We start from the raw sequence: 13,393 nt of genomic DNA, 5'->3' as shown, positions 1-13,393 counted from the left end.
GCTCAGACCGCGCGGGTCAGCGCCGGCCAGAGCTCGTCCGGCCCACCGGCCAGCAACCCCGACGCCAGCACCCGCGACCACACCAGCTCGCTGCCGGCCTCGTCCCGCCACGACCACAGCCGCCGCGTCAGGTGGTGCAGCTTGTGCTCCTGGGTGAACCCGATCGCGCCGTGCACCTGGTGCGCCAGCCGTGCCACCACCTCGACGGCGGCGCCGGCCCGCACCTTCGCCGCCGCGGCGGCCGGCACGACGTTCTCGGCACGGTCCAGCGACTGCACCGCGGCGTCGGTCAGCGCCGTCACCGCCGTCACCTCGCCGGCCATCTCCGCGAGCTCCATCTGGATCGCCTGGAACTTGCCCAGCGGCCGGCCGAACTGGTGCCGCTCCCCCGCGTACTGCACCGTCCACGCCAGCACCTGCTCCAGCGCCGCGGCCATCTGGACCGCCCGCGCCAGCGCGTAGCGGGCCCGCACCTCGTCGGCCTGCCCCACCGTCAGCAGCGCGCCGGAGGTGCCGACCTGGTCGAGCACCAGCGACCCGCGCGGTTCACCGGCGAGGTTGAACGCGTCCCCCGCCGGCAGCGACGACGCGTCGACCAGCGCCAGCACCGCCCCCTCCATCCCCGCCGGGGCCGGCGCCAGGACGACGACGTGCCGCGCCGCACCCGCCCACGCCACGTCGGCGACCGTCCCGGAGAGCGTGAACCGCCCCGGCCCGTCACCGTTGTCGACCGGGTGCACGGTCACCGCGTCGGCGACGGCGAACGTCGTCGGCTCCTCCGGCGAGGGCAGCTCGAGGTCCGCGGCCACCAGCGCCGGGCCCGCCACCAGCAGCTGCTCGGCCACCGGCACCGCCGCGGCGCCGGCGGCGAGCGTCCGCACGATCGCCACCGCGTCGGCCAGCTCGCCCCCCGAGCCGCCGGCCTCCTCGGGCAGGCCCACCCCGGTCAGCCCGGCGTCGCCCAGCGCCGACCACAGCCCGGCGTCCCAGCGGCGCTCGGCGGTGAGCACGAACGGCTCGAAGCCGCTCAGGATGTCCTTGACGGTCCCGACCACCAGGTCCTGGTCCGATGCCATCAGCGCTCTACCCCCTGGCTCGACACCGCGCTCGCTCCGCTCCTCGCTCGTCCCTCGCCGCGATGCTCGCTCGCTGTGGTCATCGCAGGCCCAATCCACGAGCCACGATCCCGCGAAGGATCTCGTTGGTCCCGCCGCGCAGCGTGAAGCCCGGCTGGTGCAGCTGCGCCTCCGCCAGCGCCCGCGCCAGCGGGTCCGGCGAGTCCAGCGACGGCGTCACGTCGACCACCTTGCGGACCTCCTCGACGACGTCCGCCTCGAACGTCGTCCCCACGTCCTTGACCAGCGCCGCCGGGATGTTGGGCAGCTCCCCGCGGTCCAGCGCCGCGGCGATCCGCAGCGACATCTGCCGCAGCGCGAGCAGCCGCGCCGAGAGCCGGCCGAGCGCGGCCAGCTGCCCGGGATCGCCCGTCTCGGCCACCCGGCGCCCGAACTCGGCGACGAGCGGGTAGGTCGACAGGAACCGCTCCGGGCCGGAGCGCTCGAACGCGAGCTCGGCGGTCACCTGGTGCCAGCCGTTGCCCTCCTCGCCCAGCAGCATGTCGCCGGGGACGACGACGTCCTCGAACACCACCTCGTTGAAGTGGTGGCCGCCGTCGAGGATGCGGATCGGGTTGATCGAGATGCCCGGAAGCGAGAGGTCGACCAGCAGCTGCGACATGCCGGCGTGCCGGCTCGACGGGTCGGCCGGCGAGGTGCGCACCAGCACGATCCCGTAGTGGGAGTGGTGCGCGTTCGACGTCCACACCTTCGCGCCGTTGACCACCCAGTCGCCGTCGCCGTTCCGCATGGCCCTCGTGCGGATCGAGGCGAGGTCTGAGCCCGAGTCCGGCTCGCTCATCCCGATGACGAAGAAGCACTCGCCCGCGACGATGCGCGGCAGGATCTCCTCCCGCTGCTTCTCCGTGCCGTAGGTGAGCAGGTTCGGTCCGGACTGCCGGTCGGCGATCCAGTGCGCGGCCACCGGGGCGCCCGCGGCGAGCAGCTCCTCGGTGACGGCGTAGCGCTCCATCGCCGACCGCTCGTGGCCGCCGTACCTCTTCGGCCAGGTCATGCCGAGCCAGCCTCGCTCCCCGAGCTTCTTCGAGAACGCCGGGTCGACGCCGGACAGCCAGGTGTCGACGTGCGTCCGGAAGGTCCCGGCGGCGAGCTCGGCGGCGAGGAACTCGCGCACCTCCGCCCGCACCTGCTCGGCTGCCTCGGACCGCGGTGCGGGCGCCAGTGTCAACGAGTTGCTCATGCGACTCCCTCGGGGGTGGCCGTGCTCACGCCCGTTCTACAGGTCGCCCGCACCGCCCCGCCCGGCAGCCCCCCTTTGCCCCCGTTCAGCCCGGCTGGACGTCGGTGGGTGCGTCCTCCTCCGGATCGCCGCGGGTCAGCTGGCGCAGCTCGGTGACGACGTCGGAGGCCACCGCGCCCAGCGAGACCAGCGCGCCCGAGACCAGCCGCCGCACCCCCTGGACGTCCAGCCCCAGCGCGGCGCCGACGCCCGCGGCGGTCTCCAGCCCGCCGAGCTCACCGGTGGCCGGCGTCCGCTCCGCCAGTTCGGGCGACCAGCGCATCGCGTCCCCCGACAGCGTCCAGTCACCGGTCGCGCCGTCGATGGCGTCGGTGACCGGGTTCCCACGAGCCGACGAGTCCATCACTGTCTCCTCCCCGGGGTCGCGCTTTCCCATGGTGACCCGAAACCACGGCGTCCGGAAGGTGGTCGGCGCCCGCCGTCAGGTGCGGGTGAGCGCGAGCAGGGCGATGTCGTCGGCCCGGTGCTCCCCGGTCAGCTCGGAGAGCAGCCGGTCGCAGAGCTGCTCGGGGTCCCCCGCCCACGCCCGCGCCGCCACCTCGACCAGCCGGGCCAGCCCCGCGTCGATGTCGGCCCCCGGGCTCTCCACCAGCCCGTCGGTGAACAGCAGCAGCGCCGCGCCCTCCGGCAGGGCACCGCTCCACTCCACCGCCGGCGCCGGCGGCGCTCCGAGCATGCGGGTCGGGCGCACCGGCAGCAGCTCCGCCCGGCCCGGGGTGCACAGCAGCGGCGGCAGGTGCCCGGCCGAGGCGAGCCGCAGCTCCCCCGACGCCGGGTCCAGCGTCGCGAACAGCGCGGTCGCCATCCGCTGCAGCTCGAACAGCTCCCAGTTGTGCTGCAGCCGGTCGACGAGCACGGCCGGCGAGGGTCGATCGGCCGACATCGCCCGCGTCACGCTGCGCAGCTGCCCCATCGTCGCCGCCGCCGTGATGTCGTGTCCGACGACGTCCCCCACCGTGAGCCCCACCTGATCCCCGGGCAGCCGGACGACGTCGTAGAAGTCGCCGCCCACGTCGACCCCCCGCGTCGCCGCCAGGTACCGCACCGCGGTCGTGAGCCCGGGGATGACCGGGGGCGAGGGCGGCAGCAGGCTGGCCTGCAACGTGTGGGAGGTGCGCTCCTCGAACTCCAGCCGCAGCGCCTTGTCCACCACCTGCGACAGCTGCAGGGCCAGCTGCTCGGCCACCTCGACGTCGGCGGCGGTGAACGGCGCGCGGTGCCGGTCGGCCCCGAACGTGACGACGCCGAGCCGCCGGCCGTCCACGATCATCGGCACGCCCACCACGCCGACCAGCTCCAGGTGGCCGACGGCCTCGCGGAAGGCGTCGTCGGGGGCGACGGCGTCGAGCACCGCCCGCGCCTCCTCCAGGTCGCGGATCCACTGCGTCCGGCCCTCGCGCAGCGCGCGCACCGAGGGGTGCATCGGGGACCTCGCCGGCGGGTGGCTGCCGCGCAGCCGGTCGAGCACCGGCTGGCGGTCCGGGTCCCGGTGCCGCGCCACGGGCTGGTGCAGCCCCTGCTCGGTGACCATGTCGATCACGCAGACGTCGGCCAGCCGCGACACCACCAGCCCGGCCAGCCGGTGCACCGTCTCGGTCACGTCGCGGGCCTCGCTCATCAGCCGCGCCGCCTCGAGCAGGAACGCCGCCCGCTCGCCCTGCTGGCGGGTCTGCTCGTGCAGCCGCACGCGCTCCAGGGCCTGCCCCGCCTGCCGGCCGAGCGTCCACAGCAGGTCCACCTCGGCCGGGGTGAGCGGCCGGTGCTCCCCCGGCTCCTCCAGGCTGATCAGGTTCCCGCGCACCGGCGCACCGCGCGCCAGCACCAGCACGCCCAGCCGTTTGGAGTCGGCCGACACCGGGACGACGACGAGGTCGGTCAAGCCGTCGGCCGCCATCGTCGCCGCGAGCTCCGGCTGATCGGCCCGCAGCCGGTCGTCGAGCACGATCGACCGCAGCCCCTGGGCCAGCTCCAGGGCCAGCCGGCTGCCGGCGGCCTCCCGCAGCCGCCGCAGCAGCTCCCGCGACACCCCCTCCGAGCGCACCGGCCGCAGCGCCGGCAGCTCCTGCGCGTCCGCCTCGCCCTCGACCAGCACGAGCGCGGCGCCGCTGCCCCGCAGCGCCGCGCGCCCGCGCTGCACGATCACCGTCGCCACGTCCTCCGGCGTCGCCGCGGCGGCCAGGTCGAAGACCACCTTCTGCACCACCCGCGAGCGGGCCTCGGACTCCTCCGCCAGCCGCTGCGCCGCCAGCAGCTCCCGTTCGTACCGGCGCCGCGCCGTCGCCTCGAACAGGGTCGCCCGCACCAGCAGCGGGGCGCCGTCCTCGTCGCGCACCTCGACGGCGTTGAGCAGGCAGGGCAGCAGCGAGCCGTCGATGCGGGTGATGTCGATGGCGATCTCGCGCACCATGCCCTGCAGGCGCAGCAGCGGCAGCAGGTGGGTGTTGTAGAAGACCCGTCCCCCGACGCTGAGCAGGTCCTGGAACCGGTGGTCCAGCAGGTCCTCCGGCGCCCGCCCGGTCCACGCGCAGAAGGTGCGGTTGGCCTTCACGATCCGCCCGTCGGGCAGCGTGGAGAGGTACCCCATCGGCGCGTTCTCGTAGAGGTCGGCGGGGTCCTCGTCGAGCAGGCGCTCCAGCCGGCCGCCCGCGTCCTCGGGGCCGGTCACCGGACGCCGTCCGGGGTGGTCACGGCGTCAGGAACGCGCGGATGGCGGCCGTGGTCTCCTCCGGCGCGGAGAGCTGGGGGACGTGGCCCGTGGCCCGCATGCGCACGAGCGCGCTGCCGGGGATCTGCCGGTGCACGTACTCGCCGACCGCGTCCGGCGCGATCGCGTCGGCGCTGCACTGCAGCACCAGCGTGGGCACCTCGATGCCCTGCAGATCGGCGCGGTTGTCCGACAGGAAGGTGACCCGCGCGAACTGCCGGGCGATGTGCGGCGCGGTGCGGCAGAAGCTGTTCGTCAGCTCCTCGGCCAGCTCCGGCCGGTCGGGGTTGCCCATGATCACCGGCGCGATCTGCGTCGACCAGCCCAGGTGGTTGCTGTCCAGGGCGTCGAGCAGCTCCACGATGTCGGTGCGGCTGAACCCGCCCACGTAGCCCTCGTCGTCGACGTACCGGGGGCTGGGCCCGACCATCACCATCGCGCCGAACACCTCGGGCGCCCGGTGGTAGGCGAGCACGCCGATCATCGCGCTCACCGAGTGGCCGACGAAGACGACGTCGGTGAGACCCAGCTCGCGGCAGATCTCGACGACGTCGCACGCGTACCCGTCGAGCGAGTCGTACTTCTCGGGGTCGTAGGCCGACAGGTCCGACTGCCCCGACCCGACGTGGTCGAACAGCACGACCCGGTGGTCGACGGCGAAGTCCGGGGCCACCAGCCGCCACAGCGTCTGGTCGCAGCCGAAGCCGTGCGCGAACACCATCGGCCGCCCCTGGGGCAGGCCGCTGACGTTCACCCGGTTGCGAGTGACGACGCTGCCCACGGACCCGACCGTAGTGGAACGGACGCCGCGTGTGGTCGATCCGCGCGATCGCGGCGGAACGGTTCCGGATCGTCCCGGGTCACGCTCGGTGAACCGGGGACGACGCACGGCTCCGCGCCGCCGGACGCCCTCCGCGCCGCCCGGGCCGATCCGGAAAACCGCTGCCCCCGGTGGACGGCCGGCCCTACCCTCCCGGCATCCCGCGCTCCGGCCGATCCCGGAGCCCCGGCCCGAACCGCTGAACGAGGTGCGCGCCATGACCGCTACCGCGGTCCTTCCCCCCGCCGTCCCGCTCCCCCGGCGCCCGGTCGACCCGGCGCCGCCCGTCGCGACCCCCCGGGCCCCGGGCCGGGCGGCGACCTACCAGCGGGTGCTGCACCAGCTCGTGCGCCGGGAGCTGCGCACGCTGGCCGACGTCGCCACCTGGGCGCCCGACGACGAGTGCGCCCGCACCGGGACGCTCACCCGCCACGCCGGGCTGGTGGCCCGGCTGCTGCTGCACCACCACGCCGTCGAGCGGGACGCGGTGTGGCCCGCGCTCCTGCGCAGCGCACCGAAGGGCGCCCGCCCGGCCGTGGCCGCCGCCGTCGCCGGCTGGACCTCCTCGTGCGCCCGGATCGACGCCGCGCTGCGCGACCTGGACACCGCGGCCCGCCAGTGGGCCTGCTCCGGCAGCGGAAGGGCACGGGAGGCCTTCGCCCGCGCCTGCCGGCGGCTGGCCGACGACGTCGACGCCCAGACCGCCGAGGAGGAGGCCATCCTGCTCCCCCTGCTCGACGCCCACCTGACCGACGCCGGGTGGGCACCGGTCATGCGCACCGCGCGCTGCGGGCTCTCCGGGCGCGAGCAGCTGCTCGTGCTGGGGCTGGCCCTGGAGGACTGCAGCGCCGCCGACCGCGCCCGCCTGCTCGGTGGCCTGCCGCGCGGCAGGCGGCTGGCCTGGCGGCTCTGGGGTGGCGGTCGCTACCGCGCCGCCGTCGTCCGGCTGCGCGGCGCCCCGCCCGCCGCCTGAGCTGAGCCGTCCCGGCCCGGTGCCGGGTCAGCAGCGGGACGTCCCGCAGTCGCGGCAGCGCTTGCGGGCGCTCATCTCGCGCCCGTGGCAGTTGTCGCAGACCCAGGTGGTCCGCTCCTTCGTCGCGGTGCTCATGGCCGGTCCTCCTCGTCGTCGTGCCGACGACGCTAGGGAACCAGCGTGTCGGGAAGGTGTCCGCAGAGTGGCGATGGAACGCGAACTGATCCCCCGCCCGCGCCGGCCGGCTACCGGCGCGCCCCTGCGGCGAACGGGCCCTGCAGCGCCGCCCACTGCAGCAGCATGATCGTCTTCGCGTCGGCGATCCGGCCGTCGGCCACCATCCGCAGCGCTTCGTCGAACGGCAGCTCCACCACCTCGATGTCCTCCCCCTCCTCGGCCAACCCGCCGCCGCCGGCCGTGCGGTCGGCCGCCGTGTAGGGGGCGGCGTAGAAGTGCAGCCGCTCGGTGACCGAGCCGGGGCTCATCCAGACGTCGAACACGTGCTGGAGCTCGCCCACCGTCACCCCGAGCTCCTCCTCGGCCTCGCGGCGGATGGCGGTCTCGGCGTCGTCCTCGTCGAGCAGCCCGGCGGCGGCCTCGAGGAGCATGCCGTCGGGGTGGCCGTTCACGTACACCGGGAAGCGGAACTGCCGGGAGAGCAGGACGGTCCCGCGGGCGACGTCGTGCAGCAGGATGGTCGCCCCGTTGCCGCGGTCGTAGGTCTCCCGCGCCTCGGTCACCCAGGTGCCGTCCGCGCGGCGGTACTCGAAGGTGGTCCGGCGCAGCACGTGCCAGGCGCTCGCCACGAGCTCCACGTCGGTGATGCGCACCCGCGGGTTGCCGCTGAGGTCCCGCCCCACCCGGTCCAGGCCGGTGCGGCCGCGGGCGTCCGGGACGTCGATGCCGGGAATCTGCGTCACACGCAGGACGCTAGTGCGCGAGGCACGGCGCCCGCGCAGGGTCCGCGTGCGCAGAATGAGCAGCTGCCCGGAACGGCACGCGGCGTGCCGTGCGCACTCCCCTCACCACCAGAGAGCGAAGAGGTTGTGACGACAGTTCGTGCGACCGGGTCCCCCGACGACGGGATCGCGGCCGAGCAGGCCTACGTCAGCGTGTTGCACCGCCGGCTCGACGAGGTCCGCGCCCGCACCGTCGCCCGGCTCGACGAGGCCCTGGCCACCGTGCCGCACAACCCGCAGGCCGTCGGGGAGCGCGAGGCTGCGGTCGAGCTGCACTCCCAGCGGATCGTCGCGCTGGACGCCGCCGACAGCGGGCTGTGCTTCGGCCGGCTCGACCGGCACGACGTCGACGTCCCCCGGTACATCGGCCGCATCGGGCTCTTCGCGGAGGACGGCGGCGAGGAGCCGCTGCTCGTCGACTGGCGCGCCCCCGCGGCCCAGCCCTTCTACACCGCCACGCCCCTGCACGACCTCGGCGTGCGCCGCCGCCGGCACATCCGCACCCGCGGCCGCACCGTCGTCGGCGTCACCGACGAGACCCTCGACCTCTCCGACCCGGACCTCGCGCAGCGGTCCGGGCTGGCCGGCGAGTCGGTGCTGCTGGCCGCGCTCAACGCGAACCGCACCGGCCGGATGAACGACATCGTCCGCACCATCCAGGCCGAGCAGGACCGGATCATCCGGGCCGACCACCGCGGCGTCCTGGTCGTGCAGGGCGGTCCCGGCACGGGCAAGACCGCCGTCGCCCTGCACCGCGCGGCCTACCTCCTCTACACCCACCGCGAGCGGCTGGCCCGCAGCGGGCTGCTCGTCGTCGGGCCCTCCCCCACCTTCCTCGGCTACATCGCCGACGTGCTGCCCTCCCTCGGCGAGACCGGGGTGGTGCTCACCGACATGGGCGGCCTGCGGCCGGGGCTGCAGGCGCACGCGGCCGAGGCACCGGAGGTCGCCGAGGTCAAGGGGCGGCTGGCGATGGTCGACGTCGTCGCCACCGCCGTCCGCAACCGGCAGGCCGTCCTGGACGCGCCGGCGAACCTCACCGTCGACGGGCTGCCGCTGCGCTTCACCAAGGCCGACGCCGCCCGCGCGCGCAGCCGCGCCCGGGCGGTCTCCCGGCTGCACAACGAGGCCCGGCCGGCGTTCGTCCGCGCGGTCATCGACCTGCTCGCCGGCAAGTACGCCGACAAGCTCGGCGCGAACGTGCTCGACGGCGGCAACCTGCTCGGCCGGGGCGACCTCGCCGCGCTGCTGCAGGAGGTCGCCGCCGAGCCCGCCGTGCACGCCCTGGTCGAGCGGCTGTGGCCCCGGCTGAGCGCCGAGCGCCTGCTGCGCGACCTCTTCGCCGACCCCCGCCGGCTGGCGGCCGCGACCCGCGGGTGGCCCGAGGCCGACCGCGAGCTGCTGCTGCGGCCGGCGTCCGCGCCGTGGACGCCGGCCGACGTGCCCCTCCTCGAGGAGGCCGACGAGCTGCTCGGCATCGACGACAGCGCCGAGCGGGCCGCCGCCCGCCGGGAGCGGCAGCGCCGGCTGCGCCACGCCCAGGAGACCCTCGACCTGCTGCACGGCTCCCGCTCGACCGACTGGGAGACCGAGGATGAGTCCGAGGAGCTCTCCGCCGGCGACCTCCTCGACGCCGAGGGCCTGGCCGAGCGGCAGGAGGTCGGCGACTCGCGGTCGACGGCCCAGCGCGCCGCCGCCGACCGCACCTGGACCTACGGGCACGTCATCGTCGACGAGGCGCAGGAGCTCTCGGCCATGGCCTGGCGGGTGCTGCTGCGCCGCTGCCCCACCCGGTCGATGACCCTGGTCGGCGACGTCGCGCAGACCGGCTCGGCCGCCGGTGCCAGCAGCTGGGCCGAGGTGCTCGAGCCGGCGCTGGGGCCCCGGGACATGCGCGGCTGGCGCCTGGAGGAGCTGACCGTCAACTACCGCACGCCCGCGGAGATCATGGACGTCGCCACCGACGTGCTGGCCGCGGGCGGGGCCGCCACCTCGGCGGCCCGGTCGGTGCGCTCCACCGGTGAGCAGCCGTGGGCCCGCGCGGTCGCCGAGGAGCATCTGGTCGCGGCCGTCGCCGGGGCCGCGGCCGAGCTGGACCGCGAGGAGGGCACCCTCGGCGTCGTCGTGCCGCGCAGCCGGCTGGCCGCCGTCATCGACGCCGTCCGCGCCCGGGTGCCCGCCGCCTCGGCCGACGGCGACCTGACCGCCGGGCCGGTGGTGCTCACGCCCGAGGGCAGCAAGGGCCTGGAGTTCGACTCGGTGCTGGTCGCCGACCCGGGCGGGATCCTCACCGAGGGCGTGCGCGGCCACAACGACCTCTACGTGGCGCTCACCCGGGCCACCCAGCGACTGGGCGTGGTGCACGCCGGCGAACTCCCCCCGGAGCTGAAGCGGCTCGACCCCCGCTGACCGCGCTGCTGCTCCGGCGTCGGGTGGGCGATCGACGACCGGCCAGCGTGTGCGCCGACGCCCACTTTCGAGCGCTCGGGTGGACGTCAGCGCACACGCTGACCGGTGAGTGCACACGCTGGCCGGTGAGATCCGTGAGGGGGCCGGTGCGTCAGGGCCTCGACCTCCGTGGCGGTGTCCCGCAGGACCGTCCACGTGTGCCGTACCGGAGCGCACGTGGCGGGGCGCCCGCCTCAGGTCCCGCCGCGCACCCGCAGCCGCACGCCGCTCCTCGGCCTGGCCGGGATCCGGTGCAGCGCCATCGTCAGGTCCTGCTCGGGCGCCTCCCACTCCAGCCGGGCCAGCCGCACCGCGAGGGCCGAGATGAGCGCGACGGTGATCTGCTCCCCCGGGCAGCGGTGGTTGGTGCGCGGGTCGCCGCCGCCCTGCGGCACCAGCTCCCACTCGCCGATCTTGCGGTCGAGGAACCGCTCGGGGCGGAAGGCGTACGGGGTGTCCCAGAGCGCCGGGTCGTGGTTCTGCCCGTACAGGTCCAGCAGCACCATGGCGTTCTCGGGGATCTCCTCGCCGGCGAACTCGTTGCGTTGCGGGGAGCGGCCGCCGATGAACGGGGCGAACGGGTAGAACCGCCGCACCTCGTGCGCCCACGCCTCGGCGAATGCCGGGTCACCGCTCGCCAGCCGCTCCCGGTTGCCCGGCCAGCGGATCAGCGCGTGGCCCGAGAAGGCCATGAACCAGGCGACCGCCGTCGTCGGCCGGATGATGTTGACCAGCTCCACCGCGGCCACGTCCGCCGGTAGCTGGGCGCCGTCGGCGTCCCGGTGCTGCGACACCACCTCGACCGCCGAGCCCTCCTCCACCCGGGCCCGCCCGCTGCGCACGTCCCGGACCAGCTGCTGCAGCCACCGCTCCCGGCGGCCCCGGGCCCGGCGCGCCCGGAAGTGGCGGGGCCCACCGGTCGCGAAGCCGTCGACCATGGCCACCATGTCGCGGGCGAGGCCGGGCACCTCCTCGTCGCGCACCGGCACGCCCGTCCACCGGGCCACGGAACCGGCCAGCACCCGGCTCGCCTCGTCGAACAGCACGATCTCCGACCGGCGGGACCACTCGGGCACCGCGGCGTCCCAGGCCGCGGTCGTGCGCTCCACCAGCGAGGCGATGCCGTCCTCGCGCATCAGCAGCGCGACGAACATCGCCTTGCGCACCCGGTGCATCTCGCCGTCCAGCGTGTGCACCGCACCCTTGCCGAAGAGCGTGCCCTGCACCGGCTCCGGGATGGCGTGCGAGCGGCGCACGTGGTCCTCGTCGTAGAGGAAGCGGGCCGCCTCGGGGCCCTCGATGCCGACGGCCGGCATCCCGCCCAGCCGGACCCCGACCGCGTCCCGGCCGGCCCGCCGGCGCTCGTCGGGTAGCCAGGCGTAGCCCTTCGACAGCAGTTTCAGGCTGTTCTCCAGACGTGGCATGAGCCGTGCCGTGCCCATCCGCGCAGGTGGGCAACCCCTCAGCCCGGCCGCTGCTCCTGCGTCCGGTCGTCGCGGGGCCGGGTGGCGACGCCGACGGGCGGGTCCTCCCCGTCGGCGGCGCAGCTGCCGTGGCCCAGCCGGCGCAGCAGGCCGGCGACCTCCTGCCCGACCGTGGACGAGGCGTCCCCGGGCAGCGCCGCGGCCACCCCGGCCAGCGCCTCGGCGAGCACCCGCTCCTCCTCGTCGAGCAGCCCGCGGTAGGCAGGGTCCAGCAGGTAGCCGGTGGGCGGCGTGGACAGGCAGCCGATGAGGTCGAGCAGCACCTCCAGCCGGCGCGCGGCCTCGGCCGGCGAGGCGTCCGCGGGGCTCATCGCCACCGTCTCGACGTCCTGCTCCCACAGGCGGGCGCGGGCCGGGTCCTCCTGCAGCGCGAGCACGGTCCCGGTGCGCCGTGCCGTCCCCGCCCCCTGGGTCTGCAGCGCGATGCGCACCTGGTGGGCGATCCGGATCAGGTCGTCGTCCAGCATCGAGGTGCCCACGAACAGCACGTGCCGGGTGAGCAGCAGCGAGTGCAGCACCCCCGCCAGCGCCGCACCGGTGTTGCCGAACTGCAGGTACTCCTCGCGGGTCAGCACCACGCTCTCCGGGTGCGCGGCGTCCCCGTGCAGCTTGAGCAGCCACGGCGCCCCCGGCCGGGCCTCGTCGTGGGGCAGCACGGTCACCTGCCGGCCGATGTCACCGGCGGCGAGCTCCACCAGCGGGTCGTAGTTCGTGGTCACGAACTCCTGCACCGGCAGATCGGCGATCAGCGCGTGCGCGAGGGCGTAGTGGCCGGGCCCGAACCGCTCCTGGACGAACGCCGCCAGCTCGTCGGCGCCCAGCTCGCGGGCCAGCAGCGCCGCCGCGTCCTGCGCCGGCAGCCGGGCGAGGCCCACGCGCAGCGCGTCGTCCAGGCCCGACCGGGTCGCCAGCTCGTGCACCAGCTGCTCCCACGTCGGCAACCCCGCGGCGGCGCTGACCCCCGCGCCGATGAAGACCGCCAGCTGACCCCGGCGGGCGCGCTCGCCCAGGTCCACGGCCAGGTCCCGCAGGCGCCCGGGCAGGTCCCAGCCGCCCTCCTCGCCGCGCCGCACCCGCTGGGCGGCGGCGAGGTCGCTGGGCCGGCGCAGCACCAGGGCGACGTCGAAGCCGTGCTCCTCGGCGGCCTCGCGCAGCACCGGCAGCAGCTGCTGCAGCAGGGCCCCGCGCTCGCCCGCGGCTCCGCCCCAGCCGGTGCCCAGCGCGGGCAGCCCGACCAACCGCCGTGCGCGCCCGAGCACCGGTTCGCGCACCTCGCGCCGGGCGACGGCGGCCAGCGCCTCGCGGGCCCCGTCGAGCAGCCAGGACCGCCCCCGGCTCCCCGTTCCATCGGCGCCCCCGTCGACGGTGTCGACCAGCCACGCGCGCCGTGCGCCGTCCCCGGGCACCTCGAGCACCCGCTCGTCCCCGGTCCACGACATCGCGACGCAGTCGCCGTCCGCCCGCCGGTCGGTGATCAGCTCGTCGGGCAGCAGGGCGCACCAACCGCGGGCCACCCGCAGCGAGCGGTCGGTGGGCACCAGGACGTCGTCGCAGGACAGCCGCGTCAGGTCCGCCCCGACGACGAAGACGTGTCCGCTCACGGGCTGGGCCATACCCAGGGCCCGCGGG

General features: G+C 75.7%; 10 protein-coding genes. 2 read left to right on the top strand and 8 right to left on the bottom strand.

Features of this window, described 5'->3' with window-relative positions:
* Window positions 1–2: 2 nt before the first annotated feature.
* The 5 genes from BMW62_RS08555 to BMW62_RS08535 form a co-directional block, all read right to left on the bottom strand.
* A complete protein-coding gene (locus BMW62_RS08555) occupies window positions 3–1,076 on the bottom strand; it encodes an acyl-CoA dehydrogenase family protein (RefSeq protein WP_091930424.1) in 1,074 nt (357 codons plus the stop codon).
* Window positions 1,077–1,155: 79 nt separating this feature from the next.
* The gene (locus BMW62_RS08550; protein ID WP_091930423.1) at window positions 1,156–2,316 is read right to left on the bottom strand and encodes an acyl-CoA dehydrogenase family protein; all 1,161 of its coding nucleotides are present in this window, start codon (window positions 2,314–2,316) and stop codon (window positions 1,156–1,158) included.
* Window positions 2,317–2,401: 85 nt separating this feature from the next.
* Entirely contained in the window at window positions 2,402–2,719 is a 318-nt protein-coding gene (locus BMW62_RS08545) for a hypothetical protein (RefSeq protein ID WP_091930422.1), read from the bottom strand.
* 78 nt (window positions 2,720–2,797) lie between these two features.
* Complete coding sequence (locus BMW62_RS08540) at window positions 2,798–5,041, bottom strand: SpoIIE family protein phosphatase (RefSeq protein WP_091930421.1); 2,244 nt, start codon at window positions 5,039–5,041, stop codon at window positions 2,798–2,800.
* A 19-nt stretch (window positions 5,042–5,060) separates the two neighbouring features.
* Window positions 5,061–5,861 carry an alpha/beta fold hydrolase gene (locus BMW62_RS08535; protein ID WP_091930420.1) on the bottom strand — a complete coding sequence of 267 codons (801 nt, stop codon included), beginning with the start codon at window positions 5,859–5,861 and terminating at the stop codon, window positions 5,061–5,063.
* A 256-nt stretch (window positions 5,862–6,117) separates the two neighbouring features.
* Between BMW62_RS08535 and BMW62_RS08530 the strand changes: the two genes are divergently transcribed.
* Window positions 6,118–6,873: a hemerythrin domain-containing protein gene (locus tag BMW62_RS08530; RefSeq protein WP_091930419.1), complete on the top strand. Its 756-nt coding sequence runs from the start codon at window positions 6,118–6,120 to the stop codon at window positions 6,871–6,873.
* 245 nt (window positions 6,874–7,118) lie between these two features.
* Here BMW62_RS08530 and BMW62_RS08525 read toward each other — a convergent pair whose 3' ends face one another.
* A complete protein-coding gene (locus BMW62_RS08525; RefSeq protein ID WP_091930418.1) occupies window positions 7,119–7,793 on the bottom strand; it encodes an NUDIX domain-containing protein in 675 nt (224 codons plus the stop codon).
* A 126-nt stretch (window positions 7,794–7,919) separates the two neighbouring features.
* Between BMW62_RS08525 and BMW62_RS08520 the strand changes: the two genes are divergently transcribed.
* Window positions 7,920–10,241, top strand: coding sequence for a HelD family protein (locus BMW62_RS08520; RefSeq protein ID WP_244523912.1), 2,322 nt, complete (start codon window positions 7,920–7,922; stop codon window positions 10,239–10,241).
* A gap of 233 nt (window positions 10,242–10,474) precedes the next feature.
* Here BMW62_RS08520 and BMW62_RS08515 read toward each other — a convergent pair whose 3' ends face one another.
* Both BMW62_RS08515 and BMW62_RS08510 read right to left on the bottom strand, forming a co-directional pair.
* A complete protein-coding gene (locus BMW62_RS08515) occupies window positions 10,475–11,704 on the bottom strand; it encodes a cytochrome P450 (RefSeq protein ID WP_091930469.1) in 1,230 nt (409 codons plus the stop codon).
* 38 nt (window positions 11,705–11,742) lie between these two features.
* Window positions 11,743–13,365, bottom strand: a complete 1,623-nt coding sequence (locus BMW62_RS08510) for an SIR2 family protein (protein WP_170852284.1) — start codon at window positions 13,363–13,365, stop codon at window positions 11,743–11,745.
* Window positions 13,366–13,393 lie beyond the last annotated feature (28 nt).

The sequence above is a fragment of the Blastococcus sp. DSM 46786 genome, assembly GCF_900109665.1.
Classification (GTDB): Bacteria; Actinomycetota; Actinomycetes; order Mycobacteriales; family Geodermatophilaceae; genus Blastococcus; species Blastococcus carthaginiensis.
The sequence above is the reverse complement of the archived record's forward strand: the minus strand, read 5'-3'. Positions and strand labels throughout refer to the sequence as shown.

Excerpts from the sequence above, each read along its gene's own strand:
- BMW62_RS08550 (WP_091930423.1), bottom strand. The coding sequence starts at position 2,316 with ATGAGCAACTCGTTGACACTGGCGCCCGCACCGCGGTCCGAGGCAGCC.
- BMW62_RS08530 (WP_091930419.1), top strand. The coding sequence starts at position 6,118 with ATGACCGCTACCGCGGTCCTTCCCCCCGCCGTCCCGCTCCCCCGGCGC.
- BMW62_RS08555 (WP_091930424.1), bottom strand. The coding sequence starts at position 1,076 with ATGGCATCGGACCAGGACCTGGTGGTCGGGACCGTCAAGGACATCCTG.
- BMW62_RS08545 (WP_091930422.1), bottom strand. The coding sequence starts at position 2,719 with ATGGACTCGTCGGCTCGTGGGAACCCGGTCACCGACGCCATCGACGGC.
- BMW62_RS08515 (WP_091930469.1), bottom strand. The coding sequence starts at position 11,704 with ATGCCACGTCTGGAGAACAGCCTGAAACTGCTGTCGAAGGGCTACGCC.